The 20,701-nt window shown below is 45.5% G+C and carries 17 protein-coding genes; 5 read left to right on the top strand and 12 right to left on the bottom strand.

Annotated elements, in window-relative coordinates:
• Positions 1-37 precede the first annotated feature (37 nt).
• The 8 genes from NIES593_RS08950 to NIES593_RS08915 all read right to left on the bottom strand — a co-directional run bounded on the left by NIES593_RS08950 (position 38) and on the right by NIES593_RS08915 (position 8,091).
• Positions 38-1,687: an ABC1 kinase family protein gene (locus NIES593_RS08950; protein ID WP_073599247.1), complete on the bottom strand. Its 1,650-nt coding sequence runs from the start codon at positions 1,685-1,687 to the stop codon at positions 38-40.
• 87 nt (positions 1,688-1,774) lie between these two features.
• Complete coding sequence (locus NIES593_RS08945; protein ID WP_073599246.1) at positions 1,775-2,836, bottom strand: mannose-1-phosphate guanylyltransferase; 1,062 nt, start codon at positions 2,834-2,836, stop codon at positions 1,775-1,777.
• Entirely contained in the window at positions 2,833-3,015 is a 183-nt protein-coding gene (locus tag NIES593_RS08940) for a hypothetical protein (RefSeq protein WP_073599245.1), read from the bottom strand. Before NIES593_RS08940 ends, NIES593_RS08945 begins: the two co-directional genes overlap by 4 nt.
• Before the next feature lie 141 nt (positions 3,016-3,156).
• Entirely contained in the window at positions 3,157-3,573 is a 417-nt protein-coding gene (locus tag NIES593_RS08935; protein WP_073599244.1) for a DUF4383 domain-containing protein, read from the bottom strand.
• 312 nt (positions 3,574-3,885) lie between these two features.
• Positions 3,886-4,878 (bottom strand): zinc-dependent alcohol dehydrogenase family protein, encoded by a 993-nt coding sequence (locus NIES593_RS08930; RefSeq protein ID WP_073599243.1) that lies wholly within the window; start codon positions 4,876-4,878, stop codon positions 3,886-3,888.
• A 181-nt stretch (positions 4,879-5,059) separates the two neighbouring features.
• The gene (gene kaiC / locus NIES593_RS08925; RefSeq protein ID WP_073599242.1) at positions 5,060-6,625 is read right to left on the bottom strand and encodes a circadian clock protein KaiC; all 1,566 of its coding nucleotides are present in this window, start codon (positions 6,623-6,625) and stop codon (positions 5,060-5,062) included.
• Between the two features lie 114 nt (positions 6,626-6,739).
• Complete coding sequence (gene kaiB, locus NIES593_RS08920) at positions 6,740-7,063, bottom strand: circadian clock protein KaiB (RefSeq protein ID WP_015145808.1); 324 nt, start codon at positions 7,061-7,063, stop codon at positions 6,740-6,742.
• Positions 7,064-7,143: 80 nt separating this feature from the next.
• Positions 7,144-8,091: a circadian clock protein KaiA gene (locus NIES593_RS08915; RefSeq protein WP_073599241.1), complete on the bottom strand. Its 948-nt coding sequence runs from the start codon at positions 8,089-8,091 to the stop codon at positions 7,144-7,146.
• Positions 8,092-8,416: 325 nt separating this feature from the next.
• Between NIES593_RS08915 and NIES593_RS08910 the strand changes: the two genes are divergently transcribed.
• On the top strand, positions 8,417-11,041 hold the full coding sequence (locus tag NIES593_RS08910) for an ATP-binding response regulator (RefSeq protein WP_073599334.1): 2,625 nt from the start codon (positions 8,417-8,419) through the stop codon (positions 11,039-11,041).
• Here NIES593_RS08910 and NIES593_RS08905 read toward each other — a convergent pair.
• From NIES593_RS08905 to rpmG, 3 genes are all read right to left on the bottom strand, one after another.
• Complete coding sequence (locus tag NIES593_RS08905) at positions 11,029-13,029, bottom strand: ribonuclease catalytic domain-containing protein (protein ID WP_073599240.1); 2,001 nt, start codon at positions 13,027-13,029, stop codon at positions 11,029-11,031. The genes NIES593_RS08910 and NIES593_RS08905 overlap by 13 nt on opposite strands.
• Positions 13,030-13,181: 152 nt before the next feature.
• Positions 13,182-13,397 (bottom strand): 30S ribosomal protein S18, encoded by a 216-nt coding sequence (rpsR, locus tag NIES593_RS08900; protein ID WP_015145812.1) that lies wholly within the window; start codon positions 13,395-13,397, stop codon positions 13,182-13,184.
• Positions 13,398-13,446: 49 nt separating this feature from the next.
• Complete coding sequence (gene rpmG / locus NIES593_RS08895) at positions 13,447-13,641, bottom strand: 50S ribosomal protein L33 (RefSeq protein ID WP_073599239.1); 195 nt, start codon at positions 13,639-13,641, stop codon at positions 13,447-13,449.
• Between the two features lie 318 nt (positions 13,642-13,959).
• Here rpmG and sfsA point away from each other — a divergent pair, with 318 nt between their 5' ends.
• Positions 13,960-14,700: a DNA/RNA nuclease SfsA gene (sfsA, locus tag NIES593_RS08885; protein ID WP_073599237.1), complete on the top strand. Its 741-nt coding sequence runs from the start codon at positions 13,960-13,962 to the stop codon at positions 14,698-14,700.
• 533 nt (positions 14,701-15,233) lie between these two features.
• Positions 15,234-16,478, top strand: a complete 1,245-nt coding sequence (locus NIES593_RS08880) for an S-layer homology domain-containing protein (RefSeq protein ID WP_073599236.1) — start codon at positions 15,234-15,236, stop codon at positions 16,476-16,478.
• 157 nt (positions 16,479-16,635) lie between these two features.
• Here NIES593_RS08880 and NIES593_RS08875 read toward each other — a convergent pair whose 3' ends face one another.
• Positions 16,636-17,649, bottom strand: coding sequence for a type I glyceraldehyde-3-phosphate dehydrogenase (locus tag NIES593_RS08875; RefSeq protein WP_073599235.1), 1,014 nt, complete (start codon positions 17,647-17,649; stop codon positions 16,636-16,638).
• A gap of 390 nt (positions 17,650-18,039) precedes the next feature.
• Here NIES593_RS08875 and murC point away from each other — a divergent pair, with 390 nt between their 5' ends.
• Positions 18,040-19,554, top strand: a complete 1,515-nt coding sequence (gene murC, locus NIES593_RS08870) for a UDP-N-acetylmuramate--L-alanine ligase (protein ID WP_073599234.1) — start codon at positions 18,040-18,042, stop codon at positions 19,552-19,554.
• Between the two features lie 98 nt (positions 19,555-19,652).
• On the top strand, positions 19,653-20,582 hold the full coding sequence (gene murB, locus NIES593_RS08865; RefSeq protein WP_073599233.1) for a UDP-N-acetylmuramate dehydrogenase: 930 nt from the start codon (positions 19,653-19,655) through the stop codon (positions 20,580-20,582).
• Positions 20,583-20,701: the final 119 nt, after the last annotated feature.

The following is a 20,701-nucleotide window of genomic DNA, read 5'->3' as shown; positions in this document are numbered from 1 at the left end:
CGATGGTGATTGTCGGTCGGGGCATGTTCGTGTATCGTTACTTCAAACGACGAGAACGTAAAATACTAACAATCAACCACAATCCCAGTAAGCTAGCAGCCGCAAAAAGAATATTACTAATTAAAGATAGCTGTGGCGTTTGTGCGCCTGTCGAAATAATCGCTGCGCCTATAATTAATGACCCGACAACGACACTAAACGAAAGTCGATTGGCAGAAGAATCCAAACTGCGTCGCAAAGGTTCTAATTCGCTCAGCCTCAAATTCCATTGTAGGGTTTCCGAACTGAGACGGTCTAATAAAACTTCTATTTGTCGTGGAGATTTGAGATAAATTGATTTTAGATCGAGAATTGTTCTTAGGCTTGTTTGTAAGGGAGTGTCGCCAATTAATTGACGACGAAAGAGATCGGTCATCAAAGGCTTGACTTCATCGAGGACATTAACTTCTGGATTAAATTGACGAGCAACTCCTTCTAAATTCGCCAAACATTTTGCATATAAACCTAGATTTCCTGGAACTTTTATCTTATTATTTCGAGCGATTTGTAGAAGTTGATAAACCACTTCGCTAAAATTAAATTGAGCGAGATTTAGATTGTAATATTTTCTCAGCATTCGCTCGTAATCTACTTTGAGGCGAACTAAATTTGTAGGTTGAACCGATTCAGATAACTCTAAAGTTAACTGAGTGCAAGCCCCTGCATCTAAATCGACAATTGCCAACAACATTTCTGTTAAGATTTGCTGCGTTCGCGGATCCAAACACCCAATCATGCCAAAATCGATGAGAGCGATTCGTCCGTCTTGCAGATAAAAAATATTGCCGGGATGGGGATCGGCATGAAAAAAGCCGTTTAAATATATTTGTTGAAAAAAGGCACGAAAAAGAAGAGTCGTAATTTCTTTTTTGCAATCGCTAACCGATTTTTTCTCATCTGATGAATAAATCTCAGCTTCTAGTAGTGGTTTTCCTTCTAACCACTCCATTACTAAAAGTTTTTCTGTCGTAACCTCCCAATAAATTTGAGGAATCACTAACTCTTTCGGATCGAACCAACGACTTTCCGATAAATTTCGCCTCAGTTGGTCGGTGTAGGAAGCTTCTAGAGTAAAATTCAATTCGGCTTTGACAGCTTGGGTAAACTCTTCTGCTAGTTTGACAATATCGTAGGTTTGTCCGAATTCTGTAAGAGCGACTAATTCAGCAATTCCTTTAATTAAAGTAGTATCCTGAGCCACGATTTTATCAATTCCGGGACGCTGAACTTTAATGGCGACTTCATGACCGTTACTCAGCGTTCCTCGATGAATTTGGGCGATCGAACCAGCAGCAACAGGAGTCGGATTAATTGTTGTAAAAACACTTTCTATTGGCTGTTGCAGTTGTTGTCTAATAACAAGTTCTATTTCCTCCCAATCAACTGCGGGAACGTTAGCCTGAAGGGCAGTTAACGCTTTGATATAGTCAGGCGATAGTAAATCGGGGCGAGTACTTAAAAGTTGCCCTAATTTGACATAAAAAGGTCCGAGTTCTACTAAGATTTTCCGCAAAACCTCCGGACGCGGAATTTGCGGTTCGTCGGGTTTGCCGCCAGTTAAAACTCTTCTCATATAGTCCCATCCATTACTTAGGACTATCTCGATAATTTCTCGCTGGCGGGAACTGGTTTGAGTGAGGGAAAACACAGATTTTGCTTGTTAATTGTTAGTTGTTATTAGTTAGTTGTTGGTCTAACAATCACTACTAACTAATAACCAGCAACTGCTAACTAATTAAAGTAATTTCTCAAGATGTGGATCGCCTTGCAGTAACTTCAGGACTTGTTTAATTTCCTGAGTGCGGTTTTTGTCAACGATGAGGGTGACGTTGCCATCGCGCACGATTACCACATCTTCTATCCCAATGGTAACAATTGCTTCGTTGCTATCGCTGGCATACAGAATTGCTCCTTTGGTATCGAGTTCGACATGCTTTGCTAAGGCAACATTTTTGCCCTCTCCTTTTAGCAATCTCTCGATCGCGTTCCAGTCGCCCAAATCGTCCCAATCGAAATTCGCTGGTAAAACATAGGCTAACTGGGTCTTTTCCATCAAAGCATAGTCAATGCTTTTTTTCTCCAGTTGGGGATAAACTTCTTTCCCTTGCTTCAATAAAGGTTCGATAATATTCGGCGCATGGACGTGCAATTCTTCTAAAACTACTCCCGCCCGAAAGATAAACATGCCGCTATTCCAACTAAATCGACCAGTACTAATAAAAGACTCTGCCGTATCGCGATCGGGTTTCTCGGTAAAGCGACTGACGAGATAGACAGGCAATCCTTCAAAGCTTCCCTTGAATTCTCCCTGTTCGATGTAGCCATAACCCGTAGAAGGCTGATTTGGCCTAATGCCTAGAGTAACTATAGAAGCTTCTGCGATCGCGATCTGGCTGGCTGCTGCCAGCGTTTTCTCAAAAGCCGCGCGATCGCCAATCCAGTGATCGGCAGGGAAGAAGCCGATGACTACCTCTTTTCCATGACGCTTAGAAACTTCCAGCGTTGCCCAAGCTACGGCTGGGGCGGTGTCCCGTCCTTCTGGTTCGACTAATAAGTTAGCTTCTGGCAGATGAGGCAATTGTTCTCTTACGCCGTCGGCAATTGGGGCAGAAGTGATAACCCACAAGTTTTCCCATCCCCCCGCTATGGACAGGAGGCGATCGGCGGTTGCTTGTAAAAGACTTCTGTCACTGCCGTCGAGGGATAGAAACTGCTTGGGTCGATGTTTGCGGCTGAGGGGCCAAAACCTTTCTCCTTTGCCACCAGCCAGAATTACGGGAACTAAAGATCGGGTCATAAAGCTTTATGGTTTAGAAGACTAAGTTTATGAATAAGTTGAATCGATTTTATCTTTCCCTCTGCAAAATTCCCAGTGAGCGTTATACCAATTCTCATGTTTTCGCGATCGACATCTTTTTCCCCTCTCCCAGTTTGGGAGAGGGGTTGGGGGTGAGGGCAATCGACTATCTGTGTCATTAATGAATGAAAAATGGTATTAAGCCTTTTTTGTGCCTGATAGAGTTGGCGGGTTTCGTAGAACAACAGATAAGAAAAAGCGATCGCTACTTCAATTATCTAGCGATCGCTCTATAGTCTATAGAACTATAGAAGCCTTATTTAGGCTGCCTGAAGCTCTCTTTCCCAAATCATATAGCCAAAGTAAGCTGAAATGACTGCTGCCAGAGCATGAAGCCAGATATTGTGACCGAAAATTGGGATTAAACCAAACAGTGTGGCAGTGGCAGGAATCAACCCCAAAACTGTCACAATCCCGTAAAAAATTGCCATGCTACGGGCAAACAACCGTGCATGGACGAATTTTCGATAGGCGACAATCCCTAGGATACCTACAACTAGGCGCACGATATTATGCAGCACGTTGACTGAAAACAAACCAAACAGGTAGCCATATCCAGTCTTAACTGCAAGATCGGGTGCGCTAGCTGGCAGCGTCAGTAGATTTGGGACGAATCCTAGTAGACCGATTACTAGGAAGACAATACCAGCAACTAGAGCGAAGTAACGTGTTTTCATATTCACCCTCCCTTCGCTACGGGTTAAACTTCAGATATTGCGATCGCAGGAGCTTATTTTCCGCTTATCTAACCAACCAATCCTGCGATCGCCCAGAAGGAACACGTAGGCGGGCTACGTTTGCATCGACACTCCTCACCCACTTTTAATTTTATTAAGTTAGTTAAGGCGATCGCCTGTCGAGATCTAGCTAGTTTCTCATCTCTATTATGGATACATTCCCAAGCGTTGGGTAAACTGATGCAAACTATTGCAACAATTGGTTGAGCAAATGTTTAGAGATCGTTACAGTTTAAGTTTAGATAAAATCGGTTAATTCTCATCGATCGCTAACACAGCTGCACCATTAATCTTGCCACTTCGTAAAGCTTCTAGGGCTTCATTGGCAGCCGATAGCGGAAAAGACGTAACCTCCGTGTGGATGGGAATCTGAGGCGCTAAAGTCAAAAATTCCTCTCCATCGAGGCGGGTTAGATTGGCAACCGATCGCACCATTCTCTCTTCCCAGAGAATACTGTAGGGAAAAGAGGGAATATCGCTCATGTGAATTCCCGCACAGACGACCGTGCCTCCTTTGGCAATCGCTCTCAAAGCAGCAGGAACCAACTTGCCCGCAGGTGCAAAAATAATCGCCGCATCCAATTCTTTTGGCGGCAATTCATCGGAACTTCCCGCCCAGACTGCCCCTAAATCGAGGGCAAACTGTTGTCCTTTGAGATCGTCGGGACGAGTAAAGGCATAGACTTCGCGTCCCTGATGGCGAGCAACTTGAATTAAAATGTGCGCCGCCGCACCAAAGCCATAGAATCCCAGCCGTTCTGCATCTCCTGCCATGCGATAGGAACGATAGCCGATCAGTCCGGCACACAGAAGCGGTGCCGCTTGTAAATCGGGATAGCCTTCGGGAATGGGGAAACAAAAATGCTCGTCGGCGACGGTATATTCTGCATAACCGCCATCGAGTTGATAGCCTGTAAATTGAGCGCGATCGCACAAATTTTCCCTTCCCGACAAACAGTAGCGGCAATGGTTACAGGTAGAGCCAAGCCAAGGAACGCCAACGCGATCGCCCTGTTTGAATTTTGTCACTTTCGCACCAATTTTCTCAACGATACCGACGATTTGATGACCCAAGACGAGGGGAAGTTTGGGATGAGTCAGTTCTCCATCGACGATGTGTAAGTCAGTCCGGCATACTCCGCAGGCACGAACCCGCAGCAGAACTTGTTCGGGTTTGGGAGTAGGAATGGGGATATCTGCCAGACGTAAGGGTTTACCAGGCACATCCAAAATCATTGCACGCATGGCTTCAACCGGAAAATAAAAGATTTTTCTATTTCGATCGTATCTAGCTTTCTTAATTTACGCGATCGGCGATCGAAGTCTTCTAAAGAAGGCCCGATAAGACCTTCAGTCTATCTTAATAGAGTTAAGCTTTGAGCCTAGAACTTTAGTTCTAGGGGTTGACAAAGGTTGCCAATCGCCTTTAACTTTCATCTTTTGACATATCCTTAACTCCTCGCACGATTCGAGAGAGTTCGCTCTTTTCATCAACCGCAATGCGAGTGGGCGAACCGCTGATGATTCTTTCATAATTGCGGAAGGAATCTTTAATTTCCGGTCCATCCTGACTGATACTATATTCGCGGATGCCTTTATCGTGCCAAGAACCGCGCATCTTAAACACGTTAATTGCCCTAGACATTTCACCGCGAATTTCTACATATTGCAGCATAAGAATAGTATCTGTAATTGTAGAAATATGGGATTCGGTAATCGAATGGGCTCCCATAAATTGATCGGTTGTATTCGTAAAGAAACCCGTAATTTCTTCCTGTTTGGCATACCCTGTCACGCCTATCACAAACTGTCGAAATGCATTGTTAGTTACCCCTCTAGCTAAAGCCGAGAGTGAGTCAATCGCAATGCGAGAGGGTTTGAATTCAGAAATCTCGGATTTAATAATCTGCAAGTGGTCTTCTAATCCTGCTGATTCGGGATAAGTACAAAGCAGTTTTAATAATCCCTTGCGCTCCATTTCTTCAAAATCAATGCCCCAAGAAAAAGCATTACGAGATAATTGCGCTCGCGACTCTTCATAGGCAAATAAAATTGCTCGTTCGCCTCGACGACATCCTTCTTCTAAAAACTTGCTCACTAGCAAAGTTTTTCCAGTTCCCGTCGCGCCAGTTGCCAAAATAATTGAATCTTTGAAAAAGCCCCCGCCACACATCTCGTCCAGGGTTTTAATACCAGAAGAAATCCGCGCATTGGAAGAACGTTGTGTGAGTCGCATTGCTCCCAAAGGAAAGATATTTATCCCATCATTAGTAATCGTAAAAGGATATTCTCCTTTCATATGAGTCGTACCGCGCAGTTTTAAAATTTCAACGGTTCGGCGGCGGCGTTCTCCTTCCAAAACATTGCGAACGATAACGACATTATCAGAAACGAATTCTTCGACTCCAAAACGAGCGATTGGTCCATATTCTTCTACCCGTTCTGTCGTCATAATAGACGTTACTTCAAGTTGTTTGAGTCGTGCGACGAGACGAAAAATTTCTCGTCTAACAACGGGTGCCGCATCGTATTGTTGAAAAACAGCCGTGATTGAGTCAATCGAAACCAGTTTTGCTTTATATTTACGAATGGCATACTGAATGCGTTCGATTAAGGCAGAAAGATCGAAGTTTCCAACGACTTCTTGACCTTCGGGATCGGGAGAAGCATCGAGTATAAATAATTTACCTTCATCAATTAATTTTTGTAAGTCCCAACCAAAACTATAGGCATTTTGAATAATATCATTGGGCGATTCTTCAAAGGTAACAAATAATCCCGGATAGTCAAAATATTTAATTCCGTGGTAAAGAAACTGAACGGCAAGTAAGGTTTTTCCCGTACCTGACGTGCCGCTAACTAGCGTAGTTCTCCCTACTGGCAAACCCCCATGACTGATTTCATCAAATCCTTCGATCATTGTCCGAATTTTTCGGACTCCTTTTGGGGCTAATTCATAAGCTTGCTGTCCGTTTGGAGTCGGTTGATTCATCTCGTTTTTATAAAAAAATTGCTCTTTGTCTACCTTTTATAAAACTTCTATTTAAAAGTTTATATTATTTAAAAATTTATCATCCCTCACTCTCATAACCCTCAAACTTTTAGTTTATTTTTCTAAATCTTTCTCTTCTCTCTCTCTAATTTCTTCATAAAGAAGATCTAAACCGATTAACACTTTTTCTCGGTCAGAAAGATCGCCAATAATTTTACGAACAGGAGGGGGTAAAATTTTGGCTAGCGTTGGGGTAGCTAATATTTTATCTTCTTCTGCCAGTTGAGGATTTTTCAGTACGTCGATAACTTTTAGGGCATAAACTCCTTGAAATTCCTGTTCGAGGATATTTTTGAGCGTCTTTAGTGCCCGAACCGAGTTAGGCGTATTTCCAGCTACGTAGAGTTTTAAAACATAAGTTTTTCTCAAATTACTCATAAAGGAATAGATATTTGGTTTAAGAACTAGACAATAATAGAAATTTTAATCTTTTTTACCCATTGAAGAAAATCGCTGATTTAATCCATTCGATATAATAGCTCAAAAGGAATATCTTCTCTAGGGATCGAACGCCGATACATCTCAGCCAAATGAGCGAGAATGTCAATTAAAACCAGCCGATAATCCAGTAAGATTTCTTCACTTCTTCCTTCTAATTTGAGTTGTTGAGAAAATTCATCCATTAACTCCATGTGGATTTCTAAAATTTGAGAGGCAGAAATATCTGCAAAAAAAGCACTATCGACAAAGCGATCGATCGCTGAATTGACTTCGGAATCTTGCTCGAAGTAATTGAGAATGATTTCGCGATATTCAGAGCTTAACTGTTCCAGAAGCTCTTTTTTATCTTCTTGGGATAAATTTCGATAAAAATACTGCGAATTCCTTTTATAGTACACGCCCAGATATCCCAGTCGCTCCTTGAGCTTTTCTGCCAAGCGACGCTGTTGCAGGAGGAGAAAACTTTCCCGATCGTTGTCGTTACTACTTTTAATTGTAGTTACTGTTTTTTCAGATAGCGAACAACTCGGTCCTAGATTAAGAAATTGAGCGACGGCTCGCTCGATGGCAGAACAAATTTGTTCGAGCTTTGTTGCGGTCAATCTCACTTCAGCGTTATGGTAAAAATAAGTCGGAGAATTGGTTGTTGTGATAGAATTAGCTTGAATTTTTGGCACGGGCAAGGTAGGCTGAGATTGGCTGCCTTTAGATACCTCTAGTTCGAGCAAAACGGCAGGCAAAAGCATTCCCCGTTCGTAGAGTTGGTTAAAAACGGGAAGCAGAGAAGGAGTATTGAGAAAAATAAGACAATCAATTTTTTCCTTGTTGGCTTCGACGAAGTTAATTAACTCGCTAGCAGAAGCGATGCGATCGAGAGTATAGCGATCGCCGCTCAAAAAGTCAGTCAAAGACTGAGCGAGCAACTCGTCGGGAACGAAAATACAGATAGAGAGTCGAGATGGCAATGGACGCTCGCAAGAAATACAGAGAGGGTCAACAATCGGCAATCGATTCGGAACGGCAGAGTTTTCGCAGCTCCTTCATACAAATTAACATCTATCGCTCCACCTGGGAATTGTAAGTCATTGTTAAGCATATAAAAGTATTTAAATTATCTTTTGCTCTGGCTCTAGATCGCGTCATAATAAAAGTTAAGGATTAGGAAAAAAGGCGGAAACCAAAAATTAGGCTTTTATTGCGAAAGAAATTGCGATCCCCTCAAGCAACAGACGCTAGCGATCGCGGCTTTCTCCTTCATATTACTTCCAGTCCCGAATGGGCAGAGCCTTCATGTCTAGTCTTTCTCTCACTCTCGACGCTTTCATTCAGCCCGTTCCCGTTGGCGAACCAACAACCAATTTAGCGACGGCGCTGAAAATGTTTCACTCCGACTGTCGTGCCCAAACAATGGCGATCGTCAACCGAAGAGGATTGCCCCTGGGAGCCATACGCTGTCGTTGCTTGCTCTCCTATATCCTCAAGCACTTGGGGATCGAATCGACAGCGCCTTCAGGTTCTCGCGCCTCGCTCAAGCAACTGCAATCCTCGCTGGCTCGTATCAAGCTTCAGTCTCTCATGGAGCCAGTAACGATCTTACCAGCTCGGATGCGGGTAAATGAATTGCCTTCCCATCTGCAAGAGCGCCAGCAAAATCTCCTCGACGATTCCCTTTATGTTTTGACAGACGAGAAGGGAAAGTTTGTCGGATTGCTCGATAGCTGCGCTCTGCTAAAATCCTTGCTAGCCAACAGCCCAGAGGAACGAGACAAAACGGCTCGCCAACCCCCATTCGTTTTAGAAGAGGTTTTCTTTCAAGCGATCGAACAACTACCCTTACCCATAATGGCGTATGCTTCCGGCGGACGGATTCTGTACCGAAACTTGCACTGGCGCGAGCAAATTGGCGAGTTTTTTCCGATCGATGAAGGGAGTTTTTGTCCCCTAAGTTTAGAGCCGACGAAGGTATCGGACGCTGGAGTGCCACTTCTTTCGCGAGGGGCGATCGCCGAGCTAACCCCCGATGTGGCGCTCGATTGCCTCAATGACGATCGCTATCTCGCCGCCCAACTTTCCCGCCGCCAATTGTTAGAAGTTGTGCCAGAACTCCTGAGAGTTGAAGATTCGGCTAATTCCCTTCCATCTTTCGCGCGATCGCAAAACTCCAAATTTTCATCGCGCCTGAGGCAACCCAAAACCGTCGGCGATCGCGCTTGGCAATTTGTCAAATTTCCCCTCCAGTTACAACAGAGCGATCGCGCAGAGAATTTCCCAATCTCTTTCCATTCGCAAACCTGGTTGGTAATCGCAACCGAGGTAACCGAACATCAGCGACTGTGCAAAGAATTGTCTGCTAAAAATGCCGATCTCGTCCAATTAAATCGCCTCAAAGACGAGTTTTTAGCCTGTATCAGTCACGAACTCAAATCCCCTCTAACGGCTGTCTTGGGTTTGTCGAGCCTACTGAAAGAGCAGAAATTAGGAGAACTCAATCAACGACAAGTCCGCTACGCACAGCTCATCTACCAAAGCGGTCGTCAACTGATGGATCTGGTGAACGATTTGCTGGATTTGACTCGCTTGGAGACGGGACAGCTCCAACTCAACTTCGCACCAGTACGGATTCAAACCGTCTGCGAACAAGCCTACGGAGCGATTGAAGAACAATATAAAAGGAAAACAGAAGAGCCGATCGCATTTAGCCTAGAGATCGAACCGGGTTTAGAGACGATAATCGCTGACGAACTAAGACTGCGCCAAATCTTAATTCACTTGCTCGATAATGCGGTTAAATTTACTCCGGCAGGCAAACCCATCGGTTTGAAGGTCAATCGTTGGGAAAATTGGATTGCTTTTACGGTTTGGGACAGGGGAATCGGGATTCCAGAAGAGCATCAGCACTTGATTTTCCAAAAATTCCAACAATTAGAAAGCCCCCTAACGCGCCAGTTTGAAGGCACGGGGTTGGGATTGTTTTTAACTCAGCGTTTGGCAAGAGCACACGGCGGAGATATTTCGTTTATTTCTAAAGTCGGGGTTGGCAGCCAATTTACGCTCCTGCTTCCTCCGAATTCAGCGCTTGAGAAAGGCGGCGAAACCGAAGGGCAGCAACGCCATCCCTTGGTTTTAGTCGTTGAAGCCATTCCGCAGGCAATCGAAGATTTGACCGAGAAATTGAGTGGATTGGGTTATCGAGTGGCGATCGCTCGCACGGGAACGGAAGCGCTAGAGAAAGCGCGTCAGTTACAACCCCATGCGATTTTCGTGAATCCTTCACTGCCTTTGCTGTCCGGTTGGGATGTCTTGACATTACTCAAATCAAACGAACAAACCAAGAAAATTCGCGTCATCGTAACCGCGACTCAATCTGACCAAACAAAGAGCCAACAATATGGAGCCAATGGCTTTTTGTCTTTGCCAGTCGAGCTAGGAGCCTTACGGGAAATTCTGAACGAGTCAGAAAACCAGCCAGCCTCGAAACCCAAACGCCTGACTATTTTGCGCCTCTATCCCCAACTCCAAACATCGAGTTTGGGAGATAGTTATAGTTTGGGCGTGAATTCTTTCATCGATCTAACCCTAATTACTCAGTTATCGCAATCGAATCATCGCATTTTGGAAGCAGACGATTTAGAGCAAGCAGAAATGCTGGCTTGCGTTTGGAAAATCGATGCAGTTGTCCTCGACGGTACGATTCCAGAAGATCCTCTAGATTACTTGCGATCGCTCGGTCAATGCGAGCAATTGTCTACCTTGCCTTTGATAACTCTGGACGCTCAAACGACTGAAGCGGCCAATCGAGTCGGCAATCTATCTGTTTTTCCCTGCTTGATTCCAGCTGACCGTCACAATTGCGATCGCCTCTTACAAGTCATTCAAATCGCTGCCCAGAGCAAGAATCAGGATTACGAAACTTGACCGATCGCTTCTCGAAAGCGAATCTCATCGCGATGGGGGTCGGCGCGATAGACTTGGACTTTCAGGCGATCGCCTAGGGAAACGGGGCGCTCGAACCGATGGGGTAACTCTAATCCCAATTCCTCTAACAAAATCACGCCTAAGTTTTCTTCTTCCCTCAGCCACCGCAATACCAATACTTGCCACACGCAATCGGCATGGCGACGCAAATATTCTAAGCCCCAATAGCGGTTTGTCTGTCTTTCGACAGCAGTTGCCTCTTGCGCTGAGGAAGTAACGCTGTAGAGAATCTCTTGCATCTGTTCGCTAGAAAAAGGCAAACTATCGCCGCGCAAATGGGCTTTCAGTTGAAAATGAGCCAACAAATCGGTGTAACGACGAATAGGCGACGTTACTTGCGTGTAGGTATCCAAACCCAAACTGGCATGACGAATGGGTGTAATGCCGATCTCGCTGCGAGGCATGCACCGACGCAGGGCACAGGCTCTCACCGGCCCCGCAGGCAGGAGTAAAAGTTCTTCTTCTGGGGGCAATTCTGGTTGGGGCTGTCCTCGAAAAGGAACGGGTAAGTTATGCTCCTGGCAGTACCGTCCTGCTACTTCTCCCGCCAAAATCATCATTTCGGCTACTAGCTGGCGGGCACGCGAAACCTCAAGCAATTCGATGACAATCTCGTCGTCAGCTTTGACTTTGATGACGGATTCGGGCATTTGAATATCGATCGACCCTTGCGATCGCCGCCACTGTTGCCGCCTTTGTGCCCAAGTTGCTAAGGCAGCAATCTCCGGTTCGGCTTGAATGCCGAGTTCGAGCATCTCGTCAACATCTTCATAGGTAAGGCGATAGGTGGGTTTAATCAAGCTAGTGTAAATGCTGTAATCTTCTACTGCCCCCGTCTCGTCTAAAACTATGCCAAAACTCAAAGCGGGACAGAGTTTTCCCTGCACTAAACTCATCGGATCGGTCGCCAGTGCGGGCGGAAACATGGAAATCATTCCCGTAGGCAAATACAAGCTAGTACTGCGTCGTCTGGCTTCTAGATCGAGTTCGCCTCCGGGGGTAACTAACCGACTGGGATCGGCAATGTGAATCCATAGGCGCACTTTTCCATGCTCGAGAAATTCGACGCTCAAACCATCATCAATTTCTTCAGTACTTTCATCGTCAATGGTATAAACCTTTAGATGGGTTAAATCCAAACGATTGGCGTCGGGATCGGGCGGAGGAGATGTCAGGCAACTTTGCGCCACTTCAAGAACCTTTTTAGGAAACTGCAAAGGGTATCCGCTACGGCGGAGGAATAGGTTTTCGTGGGGACTCCACCAGCCTAGATCTACCAACAATTCAAACGCCGCTTCTGGCGTTTGCGATCGCCCTGCCCAACTTAAAATTTCTTGAGCCGCACGTGCGGGTTGCTCTGGCTGTAAGACGAATTTTTCAACCGCTTCTAAACGAGAGCGATCGCTTTCTGCCCATTCTACTCTTTCTCCCGCTAATGCTTGTTGTAAGCGGTCTAAAAATGCCTCTTTTTCTCGATGGCGCTGCTGCTCTACTTCTATCTGGTGTTTAATTTCATCAACTTGGCTTGCCGAACGGGGTTCGTAGAGATCGCCTTTTCGCTTGAAATAGATTTTATCTTCCGATAGCAAGCAATGAGCAGCATAGCACAAAAGCGGACTTTGGTCAGAAAATAGTAGCTGTGCCATTTCCGAAGGAGAAACCGCCTTTCCCTCTTCTACCAAAAGTTCCCAAGCAACTTCTAAACTCGAAGGATCTAGGTAGGGTTTGACCTGTTGAATGAAGCTAGGAATGTCAGAAGGCTTGTAGGAGCCACCATCAATTTCGTATTCAACCTGTTGAGGGCGAATTTTATGAGCAACTCCCCCTTCATCAAGAACTATCCAATCTTTTTTACCTTCTGGACGGTCTATAACGGCGAGACGGCGTTCTCCTTGTCGTCTGAATTCAATCAGCTTTCCCTTTTCCACCAGCTTTGTGCTTTTGCGTCAACATTTGTTTGACTACCCTGTTATCTAGTCTAGCTATAAATGTTGGCGACTAGGGGCTAGTCACAATTAGTTCAACGTTTACAGTTTAGAGTTCAAAATTTATTGATTTTGAACTTTGCATTTTGAACGGTTTAGGCTTCTTTATTGATAAAGGGTATTAACGCTAGAATCCGAGCGCGCTTAACCGCTGTGGTCAAATCCCGTTGCTGTTTGGCTGTCAAACCAGTGATCCGGCGCGGTAGGATTTTGCCGCGTTCGGTAATAAACTTGCGCAGTAGGTCAATGTCTTTGTAGTCGATGGGTTGACTGGGAGGGATGGGGGAAAGACGCTTGCGAAAATAAGTCATAGTCTTCTCTCTAATTATCTTGACTTTTTACTTAATTTATGATAAAGAGCTATTTAATTTCTTTGTGAACGGTGTGCTTGTTGCAGTGGGGACAAAACTTTTTCAGTTCTAGTCTGGCGGTTGTATTGCGACGATTTTTGCTGGTCGTATAGCGAGAAACGCCGGGCGATCGCTTGTTAGGATTACTACGACACTCGGTACATTCTAGAGTAATAATTATACGGACACCCTTCTTGCTTGCCATAATTCAAAATCTAGCAACGTTAATGATGTTATCAATTTACACGCAAATATTCATCATCGCATATTGTATCTTAATTCAGCAAGAGGGAAACTTTTTAAGGACGGAGGACGCCAGACAAGAGGAAATCGGAAGTCGGAAGTCGGAACTTAGAAGGCAGAAGGCTTTTATGCAAAAGGCAGAAAGGGGAAATAGGGAACGGGGACAAACGAATAACAACTGTAGGGGCGTTTTTTTGACAATAAGTGTAGATAAATCTCCAGCGTTTTTAGATAAACCCGCCCCTACTAACTACTAACTACTAACTACTAACCAATCTCAATGACAACTGACCTTCTTTACTGCTATCCTCCTCTAATTTCTGGGATTTTACTCAGACGCTACAAACGCTTTTTCGCCGATATCGAACTAACTTCTGGAGAAATTATTACTGCCCACTGTCCTAACACTGGTCCAATGACGGGGGTTTGTGCGCCGGGAAGTCTCGTGCAAGTTTCTCTCAATAATAATCCCAAGCGAAAATTAGCCTATACTTGGGAAACAATTTTAGTCAATGATACTCAACCGACTTGGGTAGGAATTAATACGGGATTGCCCAATCGTATTGTTAGGTTAGCCTTAGAAAAGCAACTTTTTCCAGAATTAGGCGATCGCTACAGGCACATACGTTGGGAAGTTCCCTATGGCAAAGATAAAAAAAGCCGCGTGGATTTTCTTTTAACAAACGATGAGTCTGTATCGCCGATCTATATGGAAGTAAAGAATACTACGCTAGCGCAAAATAATGTGGCGTTGTTTCCCGACACGGTTACTACCAGGGGACAAAAACATTTACAGGAATTGATGGCGCTTCTGCCCGATGCTAAACCTGTTATGTTGTATTTTATTAATCGCAGCGATTGTTCTGTCTTTGCGCCTGGAGATCGTTGCGATCCGACTTATGGAAAACTATTGCGAGAAGCGGTTGATAAAGGTGTAAAAGTATTACCTTATCGTTTTGAAATTACTCCTCAAGGAATTCGCTATTTAGGATTAGCAGAATTTCTTCTCAAGCAACCATAAAGATAATTTTTCTTTAAAAAACCTAGCTTGAAATAGCTAGGTTGCTCGAATAGGAGGAAAACTATGATTACTTTTAACTGCTTTAGTTAAGTCGCAATACTCTACTGTTGCTTAAGCTGAGATCTTGCATCAGTCTCAATAGTCAGCCCCCCGATGTTCTATCGTTGCCTCACATTTAGAGTCGTCAGTCATCTTTAGACGACTGCATAAGTGTTTGAGTCGATTTTAATCGACTTAGTATATAAGACGGGGAATTAATTCCCCGGCGATTGTTGAGAATGGTGCAAGATCTGAATCAAATTCAGGGAGAGGGGTTGGGGGTGAGGGATGAGGGGTCAAAGATTTGTCAGTCAACCAGAACAGATAGTCATCAAAAAATTTTTTAGTCCACAAATTTCCACTTAATTCTATTTTTTTCTCTTTGGAAGAATTTTGCTATTAAAATCAAATAATTTCTTTCCATTTTCTTAGGGACTGACATCCATAAAGGCAATTAATTAAATTATAAATAGATAACGAATGCCAATAAAAATATGTCTAAAAGTAATCCTTTACAAGCTACAACCGCTCTATTTTTAACCTTTAGTCTCACCAGTGGAACTACTATTTCTTTTGCTTTTCAAGTTCCTACTTTAGCACAAAATAACCGCTTTTCTGACGTATCTAGAAACTATTGGGCAACGAATTTTATTGATGAATTAGTGCAACGACAAATTATTGCAGGTTTTCCCGATGGAACTTTCCAACCAGACGCTCCGGTAACGCGCGCTCAATTTGCTGCTATGGTGACAAAAGCTTTCCAAAGATCTAACGTTCGCAGCGCAGCTAGTTTTGTGGACGTTCCTGCAAATTATTGGGCCAATTCAGCCATTAACACTTCTTATAGGATGGGATTTTTATCGGGTTATCCGGGTAGAGTTTTTCAACCCGATCGTAACATTCCGCGAGAGCAAGTTCTCGTTTCCCTCGCTAATGGATTAAACTACAGAGCCAACGATAACGTTACGACGCTGCTAGAAACCTATAGCGATCGCGATCGCATTTCTAACTTTGCTCTTGCCCCCATCGCAGCGGCTACCCAAGAACGGCTAGTGGTTAACTATCCAACCCTCTCGCAACTCAATCCTTCTCGTAATGCCACTCGTGCTGAAGTTGCCGCCTTTATTTATCAGGCGTTAGTCAGAGAAGGCAAAGCCTCTCCACTCCAGTCCCCTTACATCGTTGCTAGGGATTTCGATGCGATTGACGAGTCTGCCGCTGTTGTTCGTGCGGGAACTAAAATTCCTGTTTCTTACGAACAAGAAAAAATCATCCTCAAATCTGATGAAAAGCTCGACGCTACCCTGACAGTTGCCAAAAATATCAAAGCTGCCGATGGAACCACTGCCATTCCCGCCGGGTCTAAAATCGCAGGTGAACTAAGACCTACCGATGGCGGAACCCGATTCGTTGCCAAAGAATTAATCCTGTCGGATGGAACGACCTACGATATCGAAGCTACTTCGGGCATTGTCACCGAAAAAGCAACCGTTAGAAAGGGAACCGATGTCGGTACTTTAGCCACCAACGCTGCGATCGGTGCTGCTGCTGCCGCTGCGATCGCAGCTATTACCGGGGATAAAGATATTGCTACTGAAGAGATTGTTATCGGTGCGGGTGCGGGCGTTCTCGCTTCTCTCATCCCTATGTTTTTCGGCATGAATAAAGTCGATTTGATCGTCGTCGAACCGGAACAAGATCTGAGACTGACTCTTAGAGAAGACCTAATTCTAGAATAGTTCGTTCTCGTTACTAGGCGACAGCCCGGTAACGAGAAATAGAATCTCAACCAAGCAAAAGAGGGAGCGCTTTCAATGCATCTCCCCTAACTCGATCGCTCGCCAACAGCAAGCGATCGCAATGTTTTTGTTGTCTGTCGAATCCGAACTCTTTATATTACTGCCACTTCTGAGCGACAATTTCGGCGAGATCGACGACTCGCTGAGAATAGCCCCACTCGTTGTCATACCAAGCAACCACTTTCACCATGTCGCCGCCCATGACCATGGTTAGGCTAGCATCGACGATCGAGGAACAATCAGTTCCCTGATAATCGGAAGATACCAGTGGCAGGTCGCTATATTGTAAAATCCCCTTCAAAGAACCTTCGGCGGCTGACTTCAGAACTTCATTAACCTGTTCGGCAATGGTGCTTTTTTCGACTTGAACGACGAGATCGACGACAGAGACGTTAGGCGTGGGAACCCGCAAGGCAATCCCGTTCAGTTTGCCTTTCAATTCTGGCAGCACGAGCGCGACTGCTTTTGCCGCACCTGTAGAGGTAGGTACGATGTTAATGGCTGCTGCTCTTGCCCGTCGCAAGTCGCGGTGGCTGGCATCGAGCAAGCGTTGGTCGCCCGTGTAGCTGTGAGTTGTCGTCATCGTTCCTTTGACAATGCCAAAGTGTTCGTGCAGCACTTTGGCAACGGGCGCTAAACAGTTAGTGGTACAGCTTGCGTTGCTAAGGATTGTATGCTTGCTATGTTCGTAGTCGTTGTGATTGACCCCAACGACATAAGTTCCCACGTTTGCACCCTTACCTGGGGCAGTAATTAGAACTTTTTTCGCACCTGCGGCGATATGCTTCGATGCCCCTTCTTCGTCAACAAAAACGCCCGTCGCTTCAATGATTAAATCGATTCCCCAGTCAGCCCAGGGCAAGTTTAGGGGATTGCGATCCGATACGCACTTGATAGTTTTGCCGTTGACAATTATCGAATTTTCATCGGCACCGATGTCGGCGTTCAATTTGCCGAGCATGGAATCGTATTTAAGTAGATGGGCATTGGTTTTAGGATCGGAAGTATCGTTGATCCCCACAACTTCTAACTGGCTGTTTTCTCTTCCCAGCCAGCATCTAAGAAAGTTACGTCCAATGCGCCCGAACCCGTTGATCGCTACTCTAATCACTGCGTCTTGCCCTCTATGATTTCGTTCAATACATTAAAACAATATTAATTGACCCCGATCATATCGCAAAGCTCGCACAATTCGATCCCCAAAATGCTAACTTTTTCTTGCTATGCTTGGTTGACATCCTTTCTCTACTGAAAAATATGCATTTTAAATTTTTGCTACGTTCAAAGAAACATCTATCTCGTCACTCAGTCTTTATTCAAGTAAGCCTAATCCCGATTGCGGGAGTATAAGAATGAATGCATGACGAAATCCAGTAATACTCGCATAAAAAACTTGGTTTCTACTGCGATCGCGCTTATTATTAAAGTGTACGCAAGTACCAAGCGCCCCTTAGCCCAAGCCATATTACCTTCAAGCCTTGTGGTGTGTCAGGAGAGATAAATAGTGAAAACGGTTGATTTTAGCGGAAGACCCTTCCATTTTATCGGTATAGGCGGGATCGGGATGTCAGCCCTCGCCTATATCCTTGCCAAACGTCGGTTACCCGTTTCTGGTTCCGATCTTCGTCCCAGTCACATTACCGAACGATTGCAGTCCGTCGGTGCCTATATTTTTAACCGCCAAGAAGCCACCAATCTAGAACTGTTTCAATCGCTCGATCCCAGCGCTTGCGAACCTTTACCGATTTTAGCCGGAGCGGGACAAACTGGCGTAACGACCAATGGCAGTGGAGTAAGCAAGTTTGCTCAGTACCTCAGTCAAACCAGTTGGTGCGATAGCCTACCTCAAGTGATCTGCTCGACTGCGATTGGAAAAAGCAATTCAGAGTATTTGGCCGCTAAAGAAAAAGGCTGTCCGATCTTTCATCGTTCTGACGTTTTAGCTGCTTTAATCTCAGAATATCACAGCCTTGCCGTTGCTGGCACCCACGGAAAAACCACGACCAGTAGTTTAATCGGCTACGTATTGCTCAAAGCCGGATTAGATCCGACTATCATAGTCGGTGGTGAAGTAGATGCTTGGGAAGGTAATGCCCGTTTAGGAGAGGGGCGATACCTCGTCGCCGAAGCAGACGAATCTGATGGCTCTTTGGTCAAACACGCTCCCAAGATTGGGATTGTCACCAATATCGAACTCGACCATCCGGATCGCTATCAGAATTTAGAACAGGTAATCGATATCTTTGAGAGGTTTGCCGCTCAATGCGAAACTACAATTGGGAGTATCGATTGCGAAACAGTTCGAGAACGCCTCAAGCCGCAAATTAGCTACAGTCTCGATTCGCATAATAACGCCGACTATACCGTTACAGAAATAACCCACCATCCTGGCGGCAGTATTGCTAAGGTATGGGAGCGAGGCAAGTTACTGGGAACGATGCAAGTGGGGCTACCCGGTCAGCACAATATTAGCAATGCTTTGGCTGCCGTGGCGGCAGGACGATTGCTGGGACTAGAATTTGAGATGATTGCCGACGCGATCGCAACCTTTGGGGGAGCCAAGCGACGGTTTGAGTGGCGCGGGGATTGCCATGGCATTACCTTGATCGACGACTACGCCCACCACCCCAGCGAAATCCGAGCTACGCTAGCAGCTGCTCGCGTAAAGATCTCTCAAAAGCAGAACGCGCGAGTGGTGGCAATTTTTCAACCGCACCGCTACAGCCGTACCGCTACATTTCTCGACGAATTTGCAACGGCTTTTGGCGATGCCGACTTGGTTGTTGTAACTGACATTTACAGTGCTGGCGAGGTGAATCTCCACCAACTAGACGGTCAGCAAGTTGCTGACGCGATCGCCAGCCATCGCGATCGGGTAATTTACCATCCCGCTTTGAAAACCTTGGGCGCTAAATTGAAAGAAATTCTCCAACCAGGAGACTTGGCGCTATTTCTGGGCGCGGGAAATCTCAATCAGACGATACCCGAATTAATTGCCCTTTATGGTGCCAATTAATTTAAATTGGCACTTTTAGTTTTGACTGTTAATTTAGACCCGGTTCCCCTCACAAAAGTTCGAGTTATTCTTTAATCAGTTTCTGTCTCAGCAATCCTATGGTTTTGTCTTCTGCCCCCTCGCCGATTCATTTGCCGGGTACTGAATGTTTCATTCGCCCCCAAGTCTCTCTGGCAGACTTTACCTCCTATCGAGTCGGCGGACTGGCGCAATGGTATGTAGCCCCGCGCAATTGGGACGAATTGCAAGCCACCTTCGAGTGGTTTCGAGGTCAAGATCTGCCCCTACTCCTATTGGGTGCTGGCTCGAATTTGCTCATCAGCGATCGCGGCATTCCCGGTTTAGTCCTTAGCACTCGCTACCTGCGGCGCACCCATTTCGATCCCGAAACGGCAAGAATAACGGCAAGCGCGGGCGAACCCATCGCTCGCCTCGCCTGGCAGGTCGCTAAACGGGGTTGGCGAGGCTTAGAATGGGCGGTTGGCATTCCCGGGACGGTTGGCGGAGCGGTGGTCATGAATGCAGGCGCTCACAACCACTGCGCTGCCCAATATCTGGTCAGCACCACCGTTCTTTCCCCCGATGGAACCCTAGAGGAGCTAACCCCCGACGCTTTGAACTACAGCTATCGAACTTCGGCATTGCAAGGCGGCAATCGGCTAGTTATCGAAGCTACCTTCCAACTACAACCGGGCTTTAGTCGAGATGAGGTTATGGAAACTACCAATCGCAACCTCCAACAGCGCAAAAGTTCCCAACCCTACGATCGCCCCAGTTGCGGCAGCGTTTTTCGCAATCCCACCCCCCATGCAGCCGGATGGCTCATCGAACAACTGGGGTTAAAAGGCTATCGCATCGGCAACGCAGAAGTCGCCCGTCGCCACGCTAACTTTATCCTCAACTGCGGCAATGCTAAAGCAGACGATATCTTTCGCTTGATCCGCTACGTCCAGGAACGAGTTGAATCCCATTGGTCGGTGTTGCTAGAACCAGAAGTAAAAATCTTGGGAGAGTTTTCACTCACCTAAAGCTGTTGCGATCGCCAGGAAAGGCTAAGATTAACTAGAGGTTGATTTCCTTCAACCGAGCAAGTATTTCTACTTGCTCTTGTCGATCTTGAATTCTAGATTACTCAACTGATTTTATA

This window comes from Hydrococcus rivularis NIES-593, assembly GCF_001904635.1.
GTDB lineage: Bacteria > Cyanobacteriota > Cyanobacteriia > Cyanobacteriales > Microcystaceae > Hydrococcus > Hydrococcus rivularis.
The sequence above is the reverse complement of the archived record's forward strand: the minus strand, read 5'-3'. Positions and strand labels throughout refer to the sequence as shown.